This window comes from Falsiroseomonas selenitidurans (genome assembly GCF_012103215.1).
Taxonomy (GTDB): domain Bacteria; phylum Pseudomonadota; class Alphaproteobacteria; order Acetobacterales; family Acetobacteraceae; genus Falsiroseomonas; species Falsiroseomonas selenitidurans.
Window position 1 is genome coordinate 1 of the sequence record NZ_JAAVNE010000038.1, and the last position, 21,563, is coordinate 21,563.

Here is a 21,563-nt window from a genome sequence, read left to right on the forward strand (position 1 = left end):
GCGGCGACAGCCTGGGCCGGGGGAGGCGTCATCGCTGGCGGTGGAGCAGGCGTCAGCGCCTGGGGCGGCGGCGGGCTCGGCAGGTCCGGGGGCGGCGGCGTGCCGGCGGCCGGGGCCTCGGCCAATGGATCGGGCGCCGCATCGGCGGCGGCGGCATCCGGCGCGCCGGCCGGCGCCAGGGGGTCGGGCGCCACCGCGTCCAGGCTGCCACCGCCCCCGCCGGCCATGCCGCCGGACAGCCCCACCACCAGCCCGCCGCTGCCGGCCGGCATGCTCAGCGGCGCCGGGCGCAGCATCAGCAGGGCGAGGCCCGCATGCAGCGCCAGCGCCACGCCCCAGGCGGCGGGGTGGACGGCCCGAGGCTCCCTCACCATGGTCAGGGCGCCGCTTCGCCGATCAGGGACGCCCGCCCGAAGCCAGCGGCGGCGACGGCCGCCAGCACGCGCATCACCGTGCCGTATTCCTGGCCCCGGTCGGCGCGGACGAATACCGGGCGGTCCGGCGCGGCGGCGGCCAGGGGGGCGAGCGTCGCGGCCAGCGTCGCCGGATCGGCCTCCGCCTCCTCGATGTACAGGCGGCCCTGGCGGTCCAGCGTCAGCACCAGCGGCTCCGTCACCTGCGCCACCGGGGCCTGCGGCGCCCGCGGCAGGTCCACCGGCACGCCCACCATCATCATCGGCGCCGCCACCATGAAGACGATCAGCAGCACCAGCATGACGTCGACGAAGGGGGTGACGTTGATCTCGGACATCACGCCGTCCTCCTCGCCGTCGCCTTCCTCCAGATTGCCGAAGGCCATGCGCTATTCCGCCGCCATGCGGGCGCGGCTGGCGCCGGCCAGGCCCAGGCGGCGCGAAAGCCGTTCCGCCGCCCCCTGCGCCGCACCCCGCGCCTCGCCCAGCATGGCGGACAGGCGGTTGAAGGCGAGCGCCGCCGGGATCGCCGCGACCAGCCCGAGCGCCGTGGCGAACAGCGCCTCCGCGATGCCGGGGGCGACGGCGGCCAGGCTGGTGTTGCCGCTGCGGGCGATGGCGGTGAAGGCGTTCATGATGCCCCAGACCGTGCCGAACAGCCCGATGAAAGGGGCCGTCGCGGCGACGCTGGCCAGCAGCGGCAGGCCGCGCCGGGCGGCGGCGATGCGTTCCACCACGGCCAGCCGGGCGGCGCTGGCGATGTGGTGGCGGCGCTCCGCCGGCGGTTCGCCTGCCACCTCCCGCGCCGCGTGCTCGGCGGCGACCAGCACCTCGGCCCAGGCATTGTCGCGCGCGGGGGGGGAGCCATCCTCGGCGAAGCGGCGCAGCGCGCGGGCGTCCCGCGCCAGGCGGCGGAAGCGCAGCGCGCGGTCCAGCGCCATGGCCCAGACCGCGACGGAGGCGAAGACCAGCATCAGCATCACCGCGCGCACCACCCAGTCGGCCGCCAGGAACAGGCCGATGGGGGACAGGTCGTGCGCGGGCGGCAGGGCGGCGGGGTCCATGGCGCTACAGACCGAAGCGGATGCCGGCGCGGCTGGACGGGGCCAGGCGGTCGGCGCATTGCGCCACCTCCTCGCCGCCGATCCGGCAGGCCAGCACGTCGTTCACCAGCAGCCGGCCGATCCGCTCGCAGGGCAGGCCGGCGAGGTCGAACAGGCGGACGGCGGTGCGCCCGGCGCCGATCGGGGCGAGTTCCACCGCGGCGCGGCGGGCGATCTGGCCATCGGCGCCGAACACCACCAGGTCCAGGCGCAGGGTCGCGATGGCGGCAGCCCCCGGTGCGTCATTGGCCAGCACCATCCACACGCGGCAGCCCTCGGCGGCGCCGGCCACCGTCTCCAGCCGGTTCAACTCCAGCGGCAGGCTTGGCTGGGCCGCGGGCTGGGCTGCCGATTGGGCCCGGGCGGGGGGGGCGGCAAGCCATGCGGACGCCATCGCGCCCAGCGCGGCGGCGGCCAGCTTCGCGAAAGCCATGCGGGAAATCCCTTCTGTCCGGCGCATGCATGGCATATTTGCGAATGACTCGCAATCACATGGCTTCGCGCCGGGTCCGGGCGCGATCCATCGCCCGCTTCTGGCCGCGGCGCCGCGAAGCCGCTAGAAGCGCGGGTCCGGGCGTCCGGCCCGGCAAGCCGCGCGTGGCGACATGCCGCGCCGGCGCAGGAAACGCGCAGCAGGACCCGCCCGATGCCCCAGTACCGCAGCCGCACCACCACCCATGGCCGCAACATGGCCGGCGCGCGTGGGCTGTGGCGCGCCACCGGCATGAAGGATGGCGATTTCGGCAAGCCCATCATCGCCGTGGTCAACAGCTTCACGCAATTCGTCCCCGGCCATGTCCATCTGAAGGACCTCGGCCAGCTGGTGGCGCGCCAGATCGAGGCGGCCGGCGGCGTCGCCAAGGAATTCAACACCATCGCGGTGGATGACGGCATCGCCATGGGGCATGACGGCATGCTCTACAGCCTGCCGTCCCGCGACCTGATCGCCGACAGCGTGGAGTACATGGTCAACGCGCATTGCGCGGACGCCATGGTCTGCATCTCCAACTGCGACAAGATCACGCCGGGCATGCTGATGGCGGCGATGCGGCTGAACGTGCCGACCATCTTCGTCTCCGGCGGGCCGATGGAAGCCGGCAAGGTGGTGCATCGCGGCCAGAAGCGCAGCGTGGACCTGATCGACGCCATGATCGCCGCCGCCGACCCCACGGTGACGGATGCCGAGGTCGAGGTGATCGAACGCTCCGCCTGCCCGACCTGCGGGTCCTGCTCCGGCATGTTCACCGCCAATTCGATGAACTGCCTGACCGAGGCGCTGGGCCTGGCGCTGCCCGGCAACGGCACGGTGGTGGCCACCCATGCCGACCGCAAGCGGCTTTTCCTGGAGGCCGGGCGGCGGATCGTCGAGATCACGCGCCGGCACTACGAGACGGAGGATTTCGCCGTCCTGCCGCGCAACATCGCGACGCGCACGGCCTTCGAGAATGCGATGACGCTGGACATCGCCATGGGCGGGTCCACCAACACGGTGCTGCACCTGCTGGCCGCGGCGCATGAGGGCGGCGTCGATTTCACCATGACGGACATCGACCGCCTGTCGCGCCGCGTGCCGGTGCTGTGCAAGGTCGCCCCCTCCGTCGCCAATGTGCATGTCGAGGACGTGCACCGCGCCGGCGGCATCATGGGCATCCTGGGCGAGCTGGATCGGGCCGGGCTGATCGACACCTCGGTCAGCCGCGTCGACGCGCCGACGCTGGCGGAAGCCCTGGCGCAATGGGATGTGACGCGCACCGCCGATGACGGCGTGCTGGAATTCTTCAAGGCCGCGCCGGGCGGCGTGCCGACGCAGGTGGCCTTCAGCCAGGCCGAGCGCTGGGAGAGCCTGGACACGGACCGTGAGAAGGGCGTGATCCGGTCGCCCGACCATGCCTTCTCGGCCGATGGCGGGTTGGCGGTGCTGGCCGGCAACATCGCCGCCGAGGGCTGCATCGTGAAGACCGCCGGCGTCGATGCCTCCATCCTCACCTTCACCGGCCCGGCCCGCGTGTTCGAGAGCCAGGACGCGGCGGTGGACGGCATCCTCGGCGGCAAGGTGGTGGCCGGCGACGTGGTGGTGGTGCGCTACGAAGGGCCCCGCGGCGGGCCCGGCATGCAGGAGATGCTGTACCCGACCAGCTACCTGAAGTCGAAGGGGCTGGGAAAGGTCTGCGCCCTGGTCACCGATGGCCGCTTCTCCGGCGGTTCCTCCGGCCTGTCGATCGGCCATCTCTCGCCGGAAGCGGCGGAAGGCGGGCCGATCGGGCTGGTGGAGGATGGCGACATCATCGAGATCGACATCCCCGGCCGCCGGATCGAGCTGAAGGTGGAGGCGGCCGAGATGGCCCGCCGTCGCGCCGCGATGGAAGCGAAGGGGGAGGCCGCCTGGCAGCCCGCCAGCCCGCGCAAGCGCCAGGTCTCCACGGCGTTGCGCGCCTATGCGGCGATGGCGACCAGCGCCGCGCGGGGCGCGGTGCGGGACCTGTCGACGCTGCGGCGCGGCTGAGGCAGGGCCGGTCGGGCGGCAACGCCAGAAACCCCCTTCCCCGGCCGTGAAGGGGGGAAGGGGGCTGGGGTTCAGGCGGCCATCGCCTCGCGGCGGCCATCCTGTCGGTCGGGAGGATCGCGCCCGCCTCGTCCTTCCCCACAGGGAGCCGGGCGTGGCGGGCCGCGGATCAGCCGAAGACGGCGGCGGACTGGCGCATCTGGCTTTCGCGGATGATGCGCTCATGCCCGTCGCGGCTGTTCTTCACGCGGTATTCGCGGTCGGCCGCATCATTCGGCAATTGCCGCACGACGGTATAGGCGCCGGGGGGCGCGGAACCATCGTAGCGGCCGGGCACGAATTCGATGTGCTGGCCCACGGTGTAGCGATGCTTCGGCGGCATGGCGTCTCTCCTCGCGCTGGGGCGGGGGCTGCGCGCCCGTCAGCCGATCAGATCGAGGACGATCCGTCGGATCTCGTCCCGCGTCAGGCCGGAAACCAGGGGCTCCCGCGTCGCGGTGGGGCCGGAAGTCTGCTCCGGCAGCATGGACCCGTTGGTGTTGAGCTGGGTCGGGGCTCGGTCGTTCGAAATATGCACTGTGTCCTTTGCGCAGTCGCGGCGCTGCCGTGCTGCGGAGTCTGGTTGGAAGGCGCGGCGCCGCGGGCGGGCCGTGCCGGTTGCGCACCCGGCCTATCCGGGGGCGCTCGGCCGGCGGGGCGGATGCCCGCGCCGGTCAGGCGATGGGGACGGCCGAGGCCGTCCCGCTCGGTTCAGGCGCGCTTCAGGTTGCCGGCAGAGGTCTTGCCCTGCTGGCCGTGCTGCAGCTCATACTCCAGCTTGTCGCCTTCGCGCGGCTCCTGCAGGCCCGAGCGCTGGACGTCGGAGATGTGCAGGAACACGTCCTTGGAGCCATCTTCCGGCTGGATGAAGCCGTAGCCCTTGGTCGCGTTGAACCACTTGACGGTGCCGATCGGCATGTTGGAATCCGCTTCGTAACTAAAGACCGCTCCGCGACATTGCCAAGCGGATCAGGCTTTGAGGGGAAACGGACACCAGGCTCGGCGCTCGATCGGAGCAGGGAGAGCAGGCCGAACCAAACAAGGCTGACCGGCCTCATATGCGCCCCCCACCCCGGTTCTGCAACCCAAATCGGTGTTTTCTCGCGCCATCCGGGCAGCATGGGTGATTCCGTCGCGCCCGCGGATGGCCTAGTCTCGCGCCAGGCGCGAAGACGGGAAGGCCTGTGGTCATGATGCAGCGAGCCGCCGCCCCGGCGGAGCCCGTCACGGAGGAGCCGGCGCTGCGCCTGCCGCCCGGGCCGCGCTTTGCCGCCGTCGGCGCCGAATTCGTCCGCGGCGCCGGCCTCGCCTCCGGCATCGAGCCGCGGCTGGCCGAACGCTTGGCGCTGATCGCGGAGGAGGTGCTGGCCGCCGCGCCGCCGCAGGCCGGCCTGGTCGGGCTGGCGCTGCGCGACCGCCGCCACGCGGTGCGGCTGGACGTGGAATTCACCTCGACCGAACTCGACCTCGCCGGTCTGGATCAGAGCCGCGTGCGCGACCTGGAGGATGGCGAGGATGTCGGGCTCTACTTGGCGGCGCGGCTGGCGGACCGCCTGACCACCGAGCCCGCCCGGCGCGGCGGCCTGGTGCTCGGCTTCGAGTTGGCGCGCAGCTACCCGCCCGCCCCGTCGGCCAGCGTGCCGGAGGCGCTGGGCCCGCTGGCCGGTCTGCCGGTGGACCCGGATGACGCGACCCTGGCGCTGCTGGTGGATTGGGCCGAGGCGGTGGGCGAAGGCGGCCCCGCCTTCCGCACCGCGCCGCGGGTGCTGGACCAGCGCCGGGTGGGCGATTTGTTCGCCCGCGTGGCACTGGATGCGCGGCGGCGGCCGGTGGGCGGCATCTTCTGGCAGCCCTTCGGCCGGCGGCTGATGGCCTTGTCCGGCCCGGCCCTGCTGCTGCCCGAAGGCGATGCCCGGCAGGCCCTGGCGGCGGCGCTGCTGGAGGCGGCGCTGGCCGCCCTGGCGCGCGGCGCCACCCAGGGCCTGGTGGTGCTGGAGCCGGCGCAGGTCCTGCCGGGGGCCTTCGAGGTGGTGGGCCACCTGCCGGGCGCCGCTGGCGGCCAGCATCCGGTGCTGTTCCGCGCCATGGAGGAAGACCCCGGCGGCATCGCCTGGGTTTCGCCGGGGCTGTCCGCCTGGGTCACCGCCATGGTCCGGCGGCTCGGCCTCGGCCGGGATATCGAGGCGCCGCCGCCGCCGGCCCGGGCCCTGGGGGCCGCGATGGCGGCGGAGACCGACCGCGCCGCAGCGCGCGTCACGCTGCGGCCCCTGCTGGCCGCCGGCGATGCCGCCGCGGTGGCGGAGCGCAATGTCGCGCTGTTCCGCGGCCAGGGCTTCGCGCAGATCCGCGCCCTGCTCGACCTCGGCCAGCCGGGCCACGCCGCCTTTGCCGAGGGGCTGATGCGGGCCGGGCTGGCGCCGGCGGCGCTGATCCCGGACGCGGCGGGCGACCTGCTGCTGCTGGCCGACGGGGCATGAAGGCCTTCGCGCTGGAGCGACTGGTTCCGGCGCATGTGCGGGCCTTCGAGGCCTATGTGCCGGCGCCGCCGGACGACGTGCTGCTGCGCCGCTTCGGCGTGACGCATCTGCACCGGCTGAACAACAACGAGAATCCGCTGGGCCCGCCGCCGGCGGCGCGCGCGGTGCTGGCGCGCCGGGATGCGGGGGAGGCGGCGCTGTACCCGCAGGGCGATGGCTGGCACCTGCGCCGCACCCTGGCCCGGCATTTCGACCTGGAGCCGGAGCAGGTGATCCTCGGCAATGGCGCCAGCGAGGTCATCGCCTTCGTCATCAAGACCTTCTGCGAGCCGGGCGACAACATCCTGACCGCCGACCGCACCTTCGCCGTCTATGAATGGATGGCCAGCTTCTCCGGCATCGAGCCGCGCCTGGTGCCGCTGCTGGACCATGGCTTCGACGATGTGGGGATGCTGCGCGCGATCGAAGGCCGGACCCGCGTGGTGTTCCTGTGCAACCCGAACAACCCGACCGGCAGCTGGTGGGACCACGCGCGTCTGGCCCGCTTCCTGGCCGCGGTGGACGGCCGCGCCATCGTGGTGGTGGACGAGGCCTATGCCGAATTCGCCGAGGCGCCCGGCTTCCCGGACAGCTTCGCGCTGATGCGGCAGCACCCCAACCTGGTGGTGTTCCGCAGCTTCTCGAAGATGTGGGGGCTGGCGGGGCTGCGCATCGGCTGGATGGCGGCCAGCCCGCCGGTGGCGGCCATGGTCCGCAAGACCAGCATCAGCTACAGCGTGAACCTGCTGGCCCTGGAAGCGGCGCGGGCGACGGTGTGGGACCTGGCGCATATCGCGGCGACGCAGGCCCATTGCCGCGCCATGCGGGCCGGGCTGGCGGCGCTGGCCGGGCGGCTGGGGCTGGAGATGCTGGGCGGCATCGGCAATTTCGCCATGCTGCGCATGCCCATCCCGGACACGGTGGTGCATCGGCGGCTGATGGCGCGCGGCGTCATGGCCCGCGCCATGACCAGCTTCCGCTACGCCGGCTGGCTGCGCGTGTCCTTCGGCGACGCCGAAGCCATGGCGGCCTTCGCCGCGGCGCTGGAGGCGGTGCTGGCCGAAGGCTGAGCCGGGCCCAGAGCGATATGCGTTCAGATGGAAACATCTGAACGCAGCCTGCCTGGCGGCGCCGCGCCATCGGCGGCCTGCCATCCGGCGGCCCTGCCCGGCCCGGATGGCGCCTGACCCGGCCCGGCATCATCGCGGCAGACGCAGCAGCGCCGGGATGGCCGGCGCCAGGCACAGCGCGGCGAGGGCGAAGGCGCCGGCATAGCCCGCCACGCCCACCGCCAGCCCGCCCAGCAGCGGCCCGGCCAGGTAGCCCAGCTGCAGCGTCAGCATCATCAGGTTCAGGTTGGCGCCACGGCGCTCGGGCGGCGAATGCCGGTGCATCAGCGCGTTCAGCAGCGGCAGCGCGGCGCCGAAGCCGAGGCCGAACAGCAGCGACGCCGGCAGCAGCATCCAGCCCGGCAGCGGCAGCGCCAGCAGCGCCAGCGCCACCACCACCAGCAGCGTGCCCAGCGCCGCCAGCCGGCGCTGGTCCACCCGGTCGAAGAACCCGCCGGCCAGCAGCCGCAGGCCCATGATGGTGAAGGTCTGCAGGCCGAAGAACAGGCCGATGAGCGGCGCCGCGCCAAGCTCCAGGGCGCGCGGCTTCAGCAGGCTGAACAGCAGCGCATGCGCCAGGAAGGCGGCGCTGTTCACCGCCAGCAGCAGCCATACCGGCTGCCCCTGCGGCATGATCGCGGGCTCGGCCGGGGTGGCCGGTGCGGCGGGCGCGTGGCGGGCGATCAGCACGGCCAGCAGCAGGGCGGGCGCCTGCAGCGCGGCCATGGCGGCGTATTGTCCGCTGGCCTCGCCGCCGAAGGCCGGCAGCGTCGCCTCCATGATCGGCGGCAGCAGCGCGAAGGGCAGCAGGTCCGCCACCCCGAACAGCGAGAAGGCCTCGCCCGCCCGGCTCGGCGGCACCAGGGCGACGAAGGCGGTGATGATGCCGACCAGCGTCAGCACGAAGCCGAGCCCATGCCACAGCCGCAGCGCCAGGATCGCGGCGAAGCCATCGGCCAGGGCATAGAGCGGCAAGGCCACCAGCGTCACGGCGAAGCCGGCGACGATGCAGCGCCCGGCGGTCGCCGGGGTGATGCGGGCCGAGAGCGGCGGGATCAGCAGCAGCGCCACCAGGGTGAAGACGGCGATGCCCAGGCCGGCCTCGGCGGCCGAAAGGCCGCGGCCGCGCAGCCAGGGCTCCAGCCCGTAGAAGGCGGCCAGGTTGGCGAAGCCGAGCAGCGTCAGCACCAGCATCCCGGCAAAGCCCGGCGTCCACAGCCGGGCCGGTGGCCCATCCTCCGTCGTCTCCATGCCGGCCCCCGCGAAAGCGGCCTCCAGCATGGCGGGCGGCGGGGTGGAGGGCCAGGGGCGACGCCGGCGCCGGGCCTCGGCTTCAGCCGCGCCGGCGCAGCAGCCGCAGGCTGGCCAGGCCCAGGCCGAACAGCGCCAGGCCGGCGGGTTCCGGCACCGGGGTGCCCGGATCGCCGCCCGGGTCCTGGGGCAGGTCGAAGCGGATCGGCTGGCTGTGCATCTCGCCGCGCCCGGCATAGCGGGCGGCGAACAGGCTGCCCTCGATCGGCGTGGCGTTGCCCACCACGGCCAGCGGCGCCAGCACCGTGCCGCCCCATTGGCGCTGGAAGTCCAGGCTGGTGGCCTCGGTGAAGTTCCAGATGATGTCGCGCGCCAGGCTGGTGGCGTTCAGGAAATTCGCCTGGCCGGTGTAGCTGGCGCCGGTGACGTTGAAGATGGCGCCGTCGCGCCCGTTCAGGTTCACGCTGAAGGAGGCGAAGGAGGCAAGCTGCGCCGTGGTGAGGGCGAACACCGCCAGCCCCTCGCCGGCGCTGGCGGTGACCGGCACGTTGTTCGGGAAGCCGGGCGTCGCCGCGCCCGGCAGCAGGCTGTTGGCCTCCAGCGCCGCCAGTTGCGCGGAAAGGCCGGTCAGCGGTTCGACGAAGCTGGTGGTGAAGTCCGGCAGCGGGTTCGGCGCCGGCGCGTCCGGCCCGCCGCCGATGGACCGCCCGCCGCCGCCATTGGTGTTGACCAGGCCGGCCGCCGACCCGCCGATGGTGACGCCGCCGCCACTGTTGACGTTCAGCGGATTGCCGGCCGTGGCGCTGCCATAGACCGTCAGCGCCCGGAAGCCGGAGGCCGCGGCCGCGCCGGGATTGTTGAAGAAGGTGGCGCCGCCGGTCAGGTCGCCGCCGACCACGCTGCGGCCCTCGATGTCCGAATTGGTGGTGAGGTCCCCGGTGGTGACCACGTTGAACTGCCGCAGGATGTCGAAGGCGGAAAGCGGCCCGGCATTGGCGGGCGCCGCCAAGCCGACCAGGGCGGCGACGGCAAGGAGGGATCGGCGCAGCGGCATGATTGGGCGTCCTGTCTCACGGAATGGATCCTGGACAGGCTTTTGCAACATTGGTGCCGCGCCGGCATGTCCGGCGGAATCAGCAGCTTGAAGGAGATGGCGCGACGCCGGCAGCGGCCGCCGTCAGACCCGCCGACAGGTCACCCTCGGGCGGCTTCCTGCCCCATCGCCGGCTGCGGCCCGGGGTTCAGGCGCCAGATGGTGAAGCTGAGGAAGGTGGCGAAGCCCACCCACACCAGGTAGGGCGCCATCAGCCACGCGGCGAGCGGGGAGATCGGCGCGAACAGCAACACGCAGGCGAGGATGGCGGCAAACATCGCCAGCGCCTCCGCCGTGGCCCAGCCCAGCTTGCGCAGGCCGAAGAACACCCAGGACCAGCCGGCATTCAGCACCAGCTGCACCAGCCAGGCCAGCATGGGCAGGCCGAAGCCGTCCTGCCGCCACACCAGGAACCCGGCGGCCGCGATCATCAGGTACAGCAGCGACCAGGCGATCGGGAACAGCCAGTTAGGCGGGTTCCAGGTGGGTTTGCGCAGCGCCTCATACCACGGCCCCGGCCTGAACACCGCCCCGGTGGAGGCAGCGACAAAGCAGGCGGCGAGGCAGGCGAGGGCACCGAGGATCAGGGTCCAGTCCATCAACACCAGATGGGCCCTTCCGCCGCCGCTGTCCACCGCGCGCGGCCGCGGCGAAGATGGCGAGGGTCAGCCCCGCCGCCGGCGTCGCCCAGAGCCGGCGCCCGCCCTTGCCGAAGCCGGCCAGCCAGGCAGCCCGTCGCCGGCCGGGATGACGGGCTGCGTCGCCGCGGCGATCCGGTCCCGCGGCAGCAGCTGCGGCTTGCCGATGCGACCGCCCCGCCGCGCCAGGTCGCGCAGCGTCGGCCGCAGGCCGGAGGCAGCCGATTTCGCGCCCGGCCGCAGGCCCTTCCATGCGAGCCGGTCGATGCCGAGCGGCACGAACAGCGCCTGCCCGGCAAATCCGGCAGGGACTGGCCGCCGCCGCGGGCGATCAGCGCGCCGAGCAGCGTGGAGCCGCCATGGGTCCAGCGCGTGCCGGGCGGCCGGCGAGCCGGGCAGGGCGGGCCGTCGCCGGACTCATGCCGCCGGCCGCAGCGGCAGCATCACCGCGGTCAGCCATTCGGCCGGCGGCAGGCTGCGGCAGTCGTTCAGGTATTCCTCGCGCGCCGGCTGGTCCGCCGGTTCCTCGCCGCTGCCGGGCAGCCAGTCCCGGTACAGCCGGCGATAGGCCCGCTCCAGCTCCGCATAGGGGCCGCGGAAGACCAGCACGGCCAGGCGCGTGGGCGGCAGGGTGCGCAGGATGACGCCATCCGACGCCTCGACCCCCTCCGGCACCGTCATCGCCGCCTCGGCCCGCAGGGCATCGGCCGGGACGCTGCCGGGGTCGTCGTGGAACAGGCCGATCCAGCGCGTCGCCGGCCCCTCCAGACCGCGCGCCCGCGCCCAGGCGGCCAGAAGGTCGAAGCGCGTGCCGATGCCCATATAGGGGCCGCGATGGGCGAGGGTGGCCAGGCGCAGCGCCGGCTCATCCCGTATCGTGACCTCGTTCATCCAATCCTCCTCGTCGCCAGGTTCGGGCCGCGGCCGGCCGATGCCGCCGGCATCGCGATAGGCGGCGGGCGGCACCCCGTAGGCGGCGCGAAACGCCCGGGTGAAGGCGGCGGCGGAGCCATAGCCGCAGCGCCGCGCCACGGCGGCGATCGGCAGCCTCTCCCGCGCCAGCAGCCCGGCGGCGCGCGACAGGCGCTCCCGCGCCAGGGTCTCGGCGGGCGTCTCGCCGGTGATCTCGCGGTAGATGCGGTGGAAGTGGAAGGGGCTGAAGGCGGCGGCCGCGGCCAGATCCTCCAGCCCGGGATTGCGCGCCGGGTCGGCGGCGATCAGCGCGATGGCCCGGGCGATGCGCCTTGCGTAATCCTGCCGGGTGGGAAGCTTCAATGCCATGGCGGCCCCTCTGCCGGCGGCATCATGCACCGGACGCAGTTGATCCGCCTTGCGATCCTGCCGCGGCTTGCACCGGGCCGGGCGCGGGCTATGGTCCGGCCAGCATTCGCAGGATCCTCTTCATGTCCGAGAGCTTCGACCTCATCGTCATCGGCGCCGGCCCCGGCGGCTATGTCTGCGCGATCCGCGCGGCGCAGCTCGGCATGAAGGTGGCCTGCGTGGAGAAGCGCGCGACGCTGGGCGGCACCTGCCTGAATGTCGGCTGCATCCCGTCCAAGGCGCTGCTGCATTCCTCGGAGCATTTCGAGGAGACCAAGCACAAGCTGGCCGACCATGGCGTGATGGTCGAAGGCGTGACCTACGACCTTGCGCGCATGCAGGCCCGCAAGGGGGAGGTGGTCTCGGCCAACGTCAAGGGCGTGGAGTTCCTGTTCAAGAAGAACAAGGTCACCTGGCTGAAGGGCGCGGCCAGCATCCCCGCCCCCGGCCAGGTGAAGGTGGGCGAGACCACCTATGCGGCGAAGAACATCGTCATCGCCACCGGCAGCGAGAGCATGCCGCTGGCCGGGGTGGAGGTGGACGAGAAGCAGATCGTCACCTCCACCGGCGCGCTGGAGCTGGAGAAGGTGCCGGGCCACCTGGTGGTGATCGGCGGCGGCGTCATCGGGCTGGAACTCGGCAGCGTCTGGCGCCGGCTGGGCGCCGAGGTGACGGTGGTGGAATTCCTCGACCGCTTGGTGCCGAGCATGGATACGGAGCTGGGCAAGCAGTTCGAGCGCGTGCTGGCCAAGCAGGGCATCAAGTTCAAGCTGAAGTCGAAGGTGACCAGCGCGCAGAAGGCCGATGACGGCGTGACGCTGACCATCGAGCCCGCCGCCGGCGGGGCGGCGGAGACGCTGAAGGCCGATGTGGTGCTGCTGGCCATCGGCCGCCGCGCCTTCACCGAAGGCCTTGGCCTGAAGGAGATCGGCGTGGCGCAGGATGAGCGTGGCCGCGTCATCACCGATGCGCATTTCGCCACCAATATCCCGGGCATCTACGCCATCGGCGATGCCATCGCCGGCGCCATGCTGGCGCACAAGGCGGAGGAGGAGGGCGTCGCGGCGGCCGAGATCCTGGCCGGCCAGCATGGCCATGTGAACTACAACGCGATTCCGGGGGTGGTCTACACTTGGCCGGAAGTGGCCAGCATCGGCGAGACCGAGGAACAGCTGAAGGCGCGCGGCGTAGCCTACAATGTGGGCAAGTTCCCCTTCACGGCGAATGGCCGCGCCCGGGCCATGGGCGATGTCGATGGCTTCGTGAAGATCCTGGCCGACAAGACCACGGACCGCATCCTCGGCGCGCATATCCTCGGGGCCGATGCCGGCACCCTGATCGCCGAGATTGCCGTCGCCATGGAATTCGGCGCGAGCGCCGAGGATGTGGCCCGCACCAGCCATGCGCATCCCTCGCTGAACGAGGCGGTGAAGGAAGCCGCGCTGGCCGTGGGTGGCCGCGCCCTGCACATCTAGTGCCCCCAGGCGGCGGGCGCGCCCTCCGGCCGCTTGCGCCGCCCGTGCCGATACGGCCGCCGCGCGCCGCCGCCCGCGCGTTGGCGCCGGGCCCGCGCCTCCTGCCCCGGATGGCCGGCCGCCTTGGCCGCCAGGCAGCGGCAGCCTGATAAAATACCTGGGATCGAAGAAGGCGCTGCTGGGGCCGATCCTGCGGGCGATCGGGGCGGCGGCGGGGGAGGGGGCGGTGGTGGCCGACCTGTTCTCCGGCTCCGCCCGCGTTGCCCATGCCGTGAAGGCGGCCGGATGGCAGGTGCTGGCGAATGACGAGCTGCGCTTCGCCCAGGTGCTGGCGCGCGGCGTGGTGCAGGCGGATGCGGAAGCCTGGGGTGCGCGGGCGCGCCGGCTGCTGGCCGATTTCGCCGACCTGCCGCCGGCGCCCGGCTGGTTCACCGAGACCTATGCCGGCCAGGCCCGCTACCTGCACCCGGCCAATGCGGCACGCATCGAGGCGGTGCGGGAAGCGATCCGGCGGCTGGAGGCGGAGCCGGAGCTGGAGGCGGTGCTGCTCGCCGCCCTGCTGCAGGCGGCGGACCGGGTGGACAGCAGCCCCGGCCACCAGATGGCCTTCCTCCGCGCGCTGGCGCCGCGTGCGCTGAAGCCGCTGGCCCTGCGGCTGCCCGACCTGCTGCCTCGCCCGGCTTCCGGCCCCTGCCTGGCGCTGGGGGAGGATGCGGTGGCGCTGGCCGCGGCCATCGAGTGCGACGTGGCCTATCTCGACCCGCCCTACGACCAGCACGCCTACCTGGCGAACTACCATCTGTGGGAGACGCTGGTGCGCTGGGATCGGCCGGAGGTCTATGGCCGGGCCTGCAAGCGCACCGATTGCCGCACCCGGCGCAGCCCCTTCAACCGCCGCGCCGCCATCGGCCCCGCCTTCGCCACGCTGGTCGCCGCGCTGCGGGCCCCGACGCTGGTGGTGTCCTTCGGCGCGGAGGGTTTTCTCGGGCGGGCGGAGCTGGAGCGGATGCTGGCCGGCCGCGGCTACCTGCATGTGCTGGAGGTGCCGCATCGCCGCTATGCCGGCACACGGCTGGGCATCCACAATGGCCGGGGCGAAAAGGTGGGGCGGCCCGGCCCCGCGGCGACGGTGGAGCGGCTCTATGTCGCCAGCGACCGGCTGCTGGACCTGCCGGCGGACCAGCCCTGGTGCCGGGTGCCCTGAAGCCCGGCGCGCTGCCCGGAAATGGCCGCTTTCCGGCCGTTGCAGCCGCCCCCGGGGAAGGCCATCTGCCGGATCATGATGGAATATCGCCCCTCGCTCCGCCGGAAATGCGCGGGCTGGTCGCTCATCGCGCTGGCGCCGGTCGGCGGCCTGCTGCCGGTGCTGCCAGGGGCGGTGTTCTTCGCGCTCGGCCTGTTCGTGCTGCGCCACCAGTATCTGTGGGCGCATCGGGGCCTGGGATGGGCTGCCTCCCGCTGGCCGACCACGGTGGAGAAGGTGGAGGCGATGGAAGTCCGCATGATCCAGCGCGCGGATCGAACCGGACAGCGCCTGCGGCGGCTGTTCCGCCTGGGTTGATCGGCTGGTGCTGAAGCAATTGTCACCGCCCCGGGCCTGACGATGCGGCAACCGGGGCAACCCGGTTGCGCCTGAGACGTTTCCTGGACCCCAACGATCAATCCAGGAGACGCGCGATGAACCGACGCAGCCTTTTTCTTGCCGGCGCCATGCTGGTTACGGCCCTGCCGCTCGCGGCGCAGACCGGTTCCCCCCCCACCAGCCGCCCGACCACCGTGCTCGACCTGCTGAGCAGCACCGGCATCGGCTCCAACACCTTCGTGGAGCGCGCGACGGTGGGCAACAACTTCGAAATCCAGTCCAGCCGGATCCTGCTGGAAAACAGCACCCACCCGCAGATCCGGGAACTGGCGCAGGAGATCATCGCCACCCACACCGCCATGTCGGCCGAGTTGCGCTCCCTGCCCGAGGCGACGACGCGCCAGCCGGCGGCGAGCAACGACGTGATGACCGCCAAGCTGGCGCGCCTGCGCGCCTTCGAGGGCGATGAGCTCAACCGCTGGTACGTGCAGATGCAGGTGGAGGAGAACCGGGAGGCCGCGACCTACTTCCAGTCCTACGCCGAGAATGGCGAGGTGGCGGCGTTGAAGAGCTTCGCCGCCAAGTACCTGCCGAGGCTGCGCGCCCACCTGGCACGTGCCGAGGCCCTGCAGGCGCCCCGCGCCGAGTAGTCTCGGGGGAACTCCCTCGCCGGACCCTCTCCCCCGGTGGGGGAGAGGGCTTCGGGCGAGCCTACATCTCGGCGTAGCTGCCGTTGCGCCAGACATAGAAGACGTAGTCCGGCACCGTCACATCGCCCTTGCGGTCGAAGCTGATGTCGCCGAGCACGCTGGCCCAGGGGCCGCCCGACTTCAGCAGCGCCGCGATGCGCCGCGGGTCGGTGCCGCCGGCCCGGGCCGCCGCCGCCGCCCAAATCTGCATGGCGGCGTAGGTGTAAAGGACATAGCCCTCGGGATCGATGTTCTTCGCCCGGAAGCGCTGCACCACCTGGGCGGCCGTCGGGCGCTTGCGCGGGTCGCTGCTGAAGGTCATCAGCGTGCCCTCGCCGGCGGCGCCGGTGATCTGCCAGAACTCGTTCGTCACCAGCGCGTCGCCGCCGATGAGCGTCAGGTTCATCCCCTGCTCCTTGGCCTGGCGCAGGATCAGCCCGCTTTCGGTGTGGTAGCCGCCGACATAGACCACGCCGATATTCGCCTGCTGGAGGCGGGAGACGATGGCCGAATAGTCGCGCTCGCCCGGCGTGTAGGCGGAGAACAGCGCCTCCTGCACCCCGGCCGCGTTCAGCGACTTCTTCGTCTCCTCCGCCAGGCCGCGGCCATAGGCGGAATTGTCGTGCAGGATGGCGATGCGCCGGTCCTTCATGGTCTGCGCGATGTAGCGCCCGGCCACCAGGCCCTGCTGGTCATCCCGGCCGCAGACGCGGAAGGTGTTCCAGTCGCCATTGTCGGTGTAGGCGGGGTTGGTGGAAGCCGGGCTGATCTGCAGCACGCCTTCCTCGCCATAGACCTTGCTGGCCGGGATCGAGCTGCCGGAGCAGAAATGGCCGGCCACCAGCGCGACGCGGCGGGAGGCCAGCTGGTTCGCCACCGAGACCGCCTGGCGCGGGTCGCAGGCATCGTCGCCGACTTCCAGCGCCAGCTGCCGGCCCAGCACGCCGCCGGCGGCATTGAGGTCGGTGATCGCCTGTTCGGCGCCGGCGCGCATCTGGCCGCCGAAGGCCGCGTACTGGCCGGTCATCGGCCCGGCGGTGGCGATGCGGATCGGGCCGGAGCCCTGCGCCATGGCACCGCGGTTGAGCAGCGCCGGCACGGCCAAGGCGCCGCCCAGCATGGTCCTGCGTTTCAGCATCCCAGTCACTCCCTGTTGCAACGCCGGGCACGGGCATTGCCGCCCCATGCGATGCCGAAAGGGTAGGCGGAAGCGGGTGAATTTGGCCAGCGCCGTCGATGACCGGCGGGGGATGATCAGCCCAGCCGGCCGGGCTCGATCGCGTCGATCGCCTGCGCCATCGCCACGTCGCGCGCGGACAGGCCACCGGCATCATGCGTGGTCAGCAGGATTTCCACCCGGTTCCAGACATTCGACCATTCCGGGTGGTGGTCCATCCGCTCCGCCAGCAGGGCGATTCGGGCCATGAAGCCCCAGGCGGCGGAGAAATCGGCGAAGCGGAAGCGCCGCCGGATCGCATCCCGGCCCTCCACCGCTTGCCACAGCGGCAGCAGGCTCGGCAGTTCGGCCCGCGCGGCCTCGTCCAGCGGTCGGATCACGGTGCTTCCCCCTGTGCGTCACACGGCCGGCCCTTGACGGGATCGTGCCACACGTGAAGGAGACACCGGATGACCCGGTTCAACCACCCCCCCGCGATCGAGGATATCGTGGAGATGGCCGAGCAGGCCTTTTCCGCCATCCCGAAGGAGCTGCGCGACCTTGTTCGCGGCGCCGCCATCCTGGTGGAGGAGGTGGCGGATGAGGCCACCGCCGCCGAGCTTGGCTTCGAGAGCCCCTGGGCGCTGACCGGCCTGTACCGCGGCACGCCGATGACCCGCCGCAGCGTGATGGACGCCCCGGGCGAGCCCGACACCATCACCCTGTACCGCGAGCCCATCCTGCTGGAATGGGTGGAGACCGGGGAGGATCTGTTCCGCCTGGTCCGCAACGTGCTGATCCACGAGATCGCGCATCATTTCGGCTTCTCGGACGACGACATCGACCGGCTGGAAGGCGAGGAGGATTGATGGCGACCGCCCGGGCCGCTCAGCCGGGCAGGGTCACCACGATGGCGCCGCGATCCGTGGCGACGACCGTGTGTTCATACTGCACCACGGGGGCGGCGGGCGCGCTGTACAGCGTCCATCCGTCACCCGCCTCCTCGGCCCACTGGCCGCCCCGGGACAGGAAGGGCTCCACGGTCAGCACCAGGCCCTTGCCGATCCGCCGGCGGTCGCCCTGGGTCGGCCAGGTTGCGATTTCCGTCGGTTCCTCGTGCAGCGACCGGCCCACGCCATGGCTGGCCAGGTTGCGGATCAGCGTGTAGCCGCGCGCGGCGGCGAAGCGCCCGATGGCCGCCCCGATGCCCGCCAGCGTCCTGCCGCTGCGGACCTCGCCGATGCCGATGCCGATGGCGCGCCGCCCGTCGCGGCACAGACGGTCCAGCGCCGGGGCCACGGGGGGCACCCGGAAGCTCGCGCCGGTATCCGCGAAATAGCCCTGCTTCGAGGCCGAGACGTCGATGTTCACCAGGTCGCCCTGCCGGATCACCCGGTCGCCCGGGATGCCATGGGCGATCTCCTCATTGACGCTGATGCAGGTCGCGCCCGGAAAACCATAGAGGGCCCGCGGCGCGGAGACCGCGCCCTCGCGCTCCAGCAGCGCCTGGCCGATCGCATCCAGTTCTCGCGTCGTCATGCCCGGCTCGATGGCGCGGGCCATGGCGTGCATCGTGTTGGCGACGATCCGGCCGATATCCTTCAGCCCATCCAACTCGTCCTGCTTGGTGATCGTCATCCGGCGTCTTTCGCGTGGGGGGCGTGGCGGGCGGCGATGGGCGCCGGGGGAATCCCGCCTCGCGCGGCAGTGCCGCGCGCCGCTTCGCGGGCGGAAGAAGAAGACGGAACCGCGCCGTGCGCGGAGCCGCATCCCTCCGGGGGATTCCGCCCTCGCGCGTCAGCGCCGCGCGCCGCTTCGCGGGCGGGCGGGATGGGCCCGGCAGGACTCGAACCTGCAACCAAGCCGTTATGAGCGGCCCGCTCTGACCATTGAGCTACGGGCCCGGCCCGCCCCCTGCATGGCAAGTGCGCCGCCGTCACGCAAGCCCGGCGAGCACCTTGGCCGAGGCGCCGCTGATCGCGCCCAGCTTCTCGCCCTTCGCCACCCGGTCCTGCGTCGCCAGCCCGCGTTCCTGGGTGGCGATGGCGCGCCGCGCCTCCTCCTCCGCCTCGCCGGGCGGCAGGATCAGCACGCCGCTTTCATCCGCCAGCACCGCATCGCCCGGCATCACCACCACGCCGCCGATGGAGACCGGCACGTTCATCCGCCCGCCCAGATCGTAGATGCGCGTGGTGATCGGCGCCAGGCCGCGGCACCACAGCGGGAAGTCGGAGGCCTCCACCTCCTCCACATCGGTGCAGGCGCCATCGACGATACCGGCCTTGGCGCCGGCCGCCTTGGCCGCGACGGTCACGCCGCCGCCCCAGCAGGCATGGCGGTCATCGCCCAGCCGGTCCACCACCAGCACGTCGCCCGGCCGCAGCAGGCCGAGCGCATGGTGCAGCAGCGTCGAATCGGCGCCCGGGATCTGCACCGTCACCGCCGTGCCGGCCACGCGCCGGCGCAGCAGCCCCTGCACCTTGCGGTCCACGAAGCCCCAGTGGCGCCAATGGCCGACCGTCGCCGTCTCGGCCTTCTCAAGCAGCGCCACCACCTCGGCACTGATCTGGGCGGGCATCGGCTCGACGACATAGCGCGGAGGCATGGGGTGTTCCTTCTCAATCCGGGCCGCCAGCATGACGCAGCCGGCGGCCCTGCCAAGCCGGGGGGCGCTATTCCGCCAGGAAGGCGCGGATCGGCGCCGCCACCTGGGCCATGCCGACCACGCCATTGAGGTGGCCGAGGGGCCCCGTCACCTCCACCAGCTCCGCCGGCCGGCCCAGCCGCCGCAGCGCGGCCACCATCTCCCGGTTGTAGTCCAGCATGAAGACCCGGTCGGTGGGGGAGGCGACGACCAGCCAGCGCGCCCGGCTGCGCCCGAGCGCTGCTTCCGTGCTGGCGTATTCGTTCAGATACAGCTGGTTGGCGCGCGTCAGGTACAGGAAGTGGTTGGCATCGGAGACCCGCGCCCGGGCCATCGCCGCGGCATCCAGCGCGGCCTCGGCCTCGAACCGGTCGGCCAGCCGCCGCGCCGGGTCCTGGCCTTCCGCCAACCGGCGGCCGAAGCGCGCCAGGCTGGGGCGGTCCTGCGCCTGCACGGTGACGATCTTCAGCGCCTCCGCCAGGCCGCGCAGCGGCGGCTCCCGCCCCTGGGCGTAGTAGTCGCCCTCCCGCCAGTTCGGGTCCATGCGGATCGGCGCTTCCCAGATGTCGAGCCAGGCGAGCATCCAGGGGTCCACCTCGCCGCTGCCGATCACCGGCATCACGCGGTCGATCATCTCCGGATAGGCGGCGGCCCATTCGATGGCCTGAAGCGCGCCCATGGAGGCACCGGTGACCAGCGCCAGGCGCTTCACGCCCAGGCTGTCCAGCAGGCGCTTCTGCACCTCGATGAAGTCGCGCATGGAGACCACCGGGAAATCCGTGCCCCAGGGCCGGCCGGTGGCGGGGTTCACGGAGGCCGGGCCGGTGGTGACGGTGCGGTTGTCGCGCACGTTCAGGTTCACCAGCGTGTCGGAGGAGATGACGAAGAAGCGGTTGGTGTCGATCGCCCGGCCCGGGCCGATGATGGCGTCCCAGTAACCCACCGGCTGGTCGGCCGCGTAGCGGCCGAAGGCGTGGCTGGTGCCGGAGAAGAAATGCGCCACCAGCACGGCATTGTCGCCCGCCGCGTTCAGCGTGCCGGCGGTCTGGTAGCCGATGCGGAGGTTGTCGATGGTTCCACCGTTGCGGGTGGTGTGGCTCGGCGCCTCGAACACCCTTTTCTCGACGATCTCCGTCGCGGCGGGTGCCGGCTGGGCGTGGGAGGCAGGGGCCGCCTGCCAGAAGGCAGCGGCGGCAAGGGCAAGCAGCAGCAGACGCATCGGACCTCATCTCCCCAGGTGTCTTCTTGCCCGCAGGTTGATCCCCGGAGCGGGCGCCGCGCAAGCGTCATGGCAAGACACCTGCCCCCCGGTCGCGCCCGCCGCCGGGTCGCGCTAGGATGGGCGCCGCAACCGCGATCCAGGGTCTCCCACCGCCATGAACCTCGCCAAGATCCCCACCGGCAAGGCGCCGCCGCACGACGTCAACGTGGTGGTGGAAATCCCCCAGGGCAGCCAGGTGAAGTACGAGCTGGACAAGGACAGCGGCGCGGTGGTGGTGGACCGATTCCTGTTCACCCCGATGGCCTACCCCGCCGCCTATGGCTTCATCCCCGGCACGCTGGCCGATGACGGCGACCCGGCGGATGTGCTGGTGCTGACCCCCGCCCCGGTGGTGCCGGGCTGCGTCATCCGGGCGCGGCCCATCGGCGTGCTGCACATGGAGGACGAGGCCGGTTCGGACGAGAAGCTGGTCTGCGTGCCGCACGACAAGGTGCACCCGATGTTCTCCGGCATCACCAGCGCCGAGGAACTGCCGCAGATCACCCGCGCCTCCATCGAGCACTTCTTCGCCACCTACAAGGACCTCGAATCCGACAAATGGGTGAAGGTCCGCGGCTGGGGCTCGGCCAGCGAGGCGGCGGACATCATCATCGCCTCCATGGAAGCCTACCGGAAGGCCGGCGAGGGCGAGGCGGCGGAGTAGCCCGCCCGCCCTTCCGGCCAACTTTTTCTCGGCCCCTGCACGGGCGGCGTGGACAGCGCTGCGGCCGCCCGGCAAGCTTTGGACCGCCCGCGCAGCGGGGCAGGTCC

The 21,563-nt window shown here is 72.4% G+C and carries 25 protein-coding genes and 1 tRNA gene; 9 read left to right on the plus strand and 17 right to left on the minus strand.

Features of this window, described 5'->3' with window-relative positions; all coding sequences use genetic code 11:
• The 4 genes from HEQ75_RS19680 to HEQ75_RS19695 form a co-directional block, all read right to left on the minus strand.
• Positions 1-371: hypothetical protein (locus HEQ75_RS19680; RefSeq protein WP_407925900.1), on the minus strand; the 371-nt coding region annotated here is incomplete at its 3' end.
• A 5-nt stretch (positions 372-376) separates the two neighbouring features.
• On the minus strand, positions 377-799 hold the full coding sequence (locus tag HEQ75_RS19685; RefSeq protein ID WP_168033829.1) for an ExbD/TolR family protein: 423 nt from the start codon (positions 797-799) through the stop codon (positions 377-379).
• A 3-nt stretch (positions 800-802) separates the two neighbouring features.
• Positions 803-1,477: a MotA/TolQ/ExbB proton channel family protein gene (locus HEQ75_RS19690; protein WP_168033830.1), complete on the minus strand. Its 675-nt coding sequence runs from the start codon at positions 1,475-1,477 to the stop codon at positions 803-805.
• A 4-nt stretch (positions 1,478-1,481) separates the two neighbouring features.
• Complete coding sequence (locus HEQ75_RS19695; protein ID WP_235961990.1) at positions 1,482-1,949, minus strand: Tat pathway signal protein; 468 nt, start codon at positions 1,947-1,949, stop codon at positions 1,482-1,484.
• 213 nt (positions 1,950-2,162) lie between these two features.
• Between HEQ75_RS19695 and ilvD the strand changes: the two genes are divergently transcribed.
• Complete coding sequence (ilvD, locus tag HEQ75_RS19700) at positions 2,163-4,019, plus strand: dihydroxy-acid dehydratase (protein ID WP_168033831.1); 1,857 nt, start codon at positions 2,163-2,165, stop codon at positions 4,017-4,019.
• Positions 4,020-4,188: 169 nt separating this feature from the next.
• Here ilvD and HEQ75_RS19705 read toward each other — a convergent pair whose 3' ends face one another.
• Positions 4,189-4,401 carry a hypothetical protein gene (locus HEQ75_RS19705; protein WP_168033832.1) on the minus strand — a complete coding sequence of 71 codons (213 nt, stop codon included), beginning with the start codon at positions 4,399-4,401 and terminating at the stop codon, positions 4,189-4,191.
• 368 nt (positions 4,402-4,769) lie between these two features.
• Positions 4,770-4,976 carry a cold-shock protein gene (locus tag HEQ75_RS19715; RefSeq protein WP_168033834.1) on the minus strand — a complete coding sequence of 69 codons (207 nt, stop codon included), beginning with the start codon at positions 4,974-4,976 and terminating at the stop codon, positions 4,770-4,772.
• 272 nt (positions 4,977-5,248) lie between these two features.
• Here HEQ75_RS19715 and HEQ75_RS19720 point away from each other — a divergent pair, with 272 nt between their 5' ends.
• Together HEQ75_RS19720 and HEQ75_RS19725 are read left to right on the plus strand one after the other, a co-directional pair.
• Positions 5,249-6,535, plus strand: a complete 1,287-nt coding sequence (locus HEQ75_RS19720) for a hypothetical protein (protein ID WP_168033835.1) — start codon at positions 5,249-5,251, stop codon at positions 6,533-6,535.
• Positions 6,532-7,644 carry a pyridoxal phosphate-dependent aminotransferase gene (locus HEQ75_RS19725; protein WP_168033836.1) on the plus strand — a complete coding sequence of 371 codons (1,113 nt, stop codon included), beginning with the start codon at positions 6,532-6,534 and terminating at the stop codon, positions 7,642-7,644. Before HEQ75_RS19720 ends, HEQ75_RS19725 begins: the two co-directional genes overlap by 4 nt.
• A gap of 129 nt (positions 7,645-7,773) precedes the next feature.
• On the opposite strand, the gene HEQ75_RS19730 is transcribed toward HEQ75_RS19725, so the two are convergent.
• From HEQ75_RS19730 to HEQ75_RS28845, 5 genes are all read right to left on the minus strand, one after another.
• Positions 7,774-8,964 carry an MFS transporter gene (locus HEQ75_RS19730; RefSeq protein WP_168033837.1) on the minus strand — a complete coding sequence of 397 codons (1,191 nt, stop codon included), beginning with the start codon at positions 8,962-8,964 and terminating at the stop codon, positions 7,774-7,776.
• Positions 8,965-9,016: 52 nt separating this feature from the next.
• Positions 9,017-9,988, minus strand: a complete 972-nt coding sequence (locus HEQ75_RS19735; RefSeq protein ID WP_168033838.1) for a choice-of-anchor A family protein — start codon at positions 9,986-9,988, stop codon at positions 9,017-9,019.
• Positions 9,989-10,128: 140 nt separating this feature from the next.
• The gene (locus tag HEQ75_RS19740) at positions 10,129-10,626 is read right to left on the minus strand and encodes a TspO/MBR family protein (protein ID WP_168033839.1); all 498 of its coding nucleotides are present in this window, start codon (positions 10,624-10,626) and stop codon (positions 10,129-10,131) included.
• A 66-nt stretch (positions 10,627-10,692) separates the two neighbouring features.
• Complete coding sequence (locus HEQ75_RS19745) at positions 10,693-10,944, minus strand: hypothetical protein (protein ID WP_168033840.1); 252 nt, start codon at positions 10,942-10,944, stop codon at positions 10,693-10,695.
• 138 nt (positions 10,945-11,082) lie between these two features.
• A complete protein-coding gene (locus HEQ75_RS28845) occupies positions 11,083-11,946 on the minus strand; it encodes an AraC family transcriptional regulator (RefSeq protein WP_168033841.1) in 864 nt (287 codons plus the stop codon).
• Between HEQ75_RS28845 and lpdA the strand changes: the two genes are divergently transcribed.
• From lpdA to HEQ75_RS19770, 4 genes are all read left to right on the plus strand, one after another.
• Positions 11,940-13,460 carry a dihydrolipoyl dehydrogenase gene (gene lpdA / locus HEQ75_RS19755; protein WP_407925901.1) on the plus strand — a complete coding sequence of 507 codons (1,521 nt, stop codon included), beginning with the start codon at positions 11,940-11,942 and terminating at the stop codon, positions 13,458-13,460. The two genes, HEQ75_RS28845 and lpdA, sit on opposite strands and share 7 nt — an antisense overlap.
• Positions 13,438-14,664, plus strand: coding sequence for a DNA adenine methylase (locus HEQ75_RS19760; protein WP_209318662.1), 1,227 nt, complete (start codon positions 13,438-13,440; stop codon positions 14,662-14,664). The genes lpdA and HEQ75_RS19760 overlap by 23 nt, the downstream gene beginning before the upstream one ends.
• 75 nt (positions 14,665-14,739) lie before the next feature.
• Positions 14,740-15,021, plus strand: a complete 282-nt coding sequence (locus HEQ75_RS19765; RefSeq protein WP_168033843.1) for a hypothetical protein — start codon at positions 14,740-14,742, stop codon at positions 15,019-15,021.
• A 116-nt stretch (positions 15,022-15,137) separates the two neighbouring features.
• Positions 15,138-15,692, plus strand: a complete 555-nt coding sequence (locus HEQ75_RS19770) for a DUF4142 domain-containing protein (protein WP_168033844.1) — start codon at positions 15,138-15,140, stop codon at positions 15,690-15,692.
• Positions 15,693-15,753: 61 nt separating this feature from the next.
• On the opposite strand, the gene HEQ75_RS19775 is transcribed toward HEQ75_RS19770, so the two are convergent.
• Together HEQ75_RS19775 and HEQ75_RS19780 are read right to left on the minus strand one after the other, a co-directional pair.
• Positions 15,754-16,869, minus strand: coding sequence for a branched-chain amino acid ABC transporter substrate-binding protein (locus tag HEQ75_RS19775; RefSeq protein ID WP_168033845.1), 1,116 nt, complete (start codon positions 16,867-16,869; stop codon positions 15,754-15,756).
• A 116-nt stretch (positions 16,870-16,985) separates the two neighbouring features.
• On the minus strand, positions 16,986-17,288 hold the full coding sequence (locus HEQ75_RS19780) for a 4a-hydroxytetrahydrobiopterin dehydratase (protein ID WP_168033846.1): 303 nt from the start codon (positions 17,286-17,288) through the stop codon (positions 16,986-16,988).
• A 69-nt stretch (positions 17,289-17,357) separates the two neighbouring features.
• Here HEQ75_RS19780 and HEQ75_RS19785 point away from each other — a divergent pair, with 69 nt between their 5' ends.
• The gene (locus tag HEQ75_RS19785) at positions 17,358-17,756 is read left to right on the plus strand and encodes a metallopeptidase family protein (protein ID WP_168033847.1); all 399 of its coding nucleotides are present in this window, start codon (positions 17,358-17,360) and stop codon (positions 17,754-17,756) included.
• Between the two features lie 19 nt (positions 17,757-17,775).
• Here the strand turns inward: HEQ75_RS19785 and map are convergent, their stop codons facing one another.
• From map to HEQ75_RS19805, 4 genes are all read right to left on the minus strand, one after another.
• Positions 17,776-18,525 (minus strand): type I methionyl aminopeptidase, encoded by a 750-nt coding sequence (gene map / locus HEQ75_RS19790; RefSeq protein WP_168033848.1) that lies wholly within the window; start codon positions 18,523-18,525, stop codon positions 17,776-17,778.
• Between the two features lie 193 nt (positions 18,526-18,718).
• Positions 18,719-18,791: transfer RNA gene (locus HEQ75_RS19795), tRNA-Ile, on the minus strand.
• Between the two features lie 32 nt (positions 18,792-18,823).
• Positions 18,824-19,492, minus strand: a complete 669-nt coding sequence (locus HEQ75_RS19800) for an RraA family protein (protein WP_168033849.1) — start codon at positions 19,490-19,492, stop codon at positions 18,824-18,826.
• A gap of 67 nt (positions 19,493-19,559) precedes the next feature.
• Positions 19,560-20,750, minus strand: a complete 1,191-nt coding sequence (locus HEQ75_RS19805; RefSeq protein WP_168033850.1) for an E22 family MetX-like putative esterase — start codon at positions 20,748-20,750, stop codon at positions 19,560-19,562.
• A 157-nt stretch (positions 20,751-20,907) separates the two neighbouring features.
• Between HEQ75_RS19805 and ppa the strand changes: the two genes are divergently transcribed.
• The gene (ppa, locus tag HEQ75_RS19810) at positions 20,908-21,456 is read left to right on the plus strand and encodes an inorganic diphosphatase (protein WP_168033851.1); all 549 of its coding nucleotides are present in this window, start codon (positions 20,908-20,910) and stop codon (positions 21,454-21,456) included.
• The last annotated feature ends 107 nt before the right edge of the window (positions 21,457-21,563 follow it).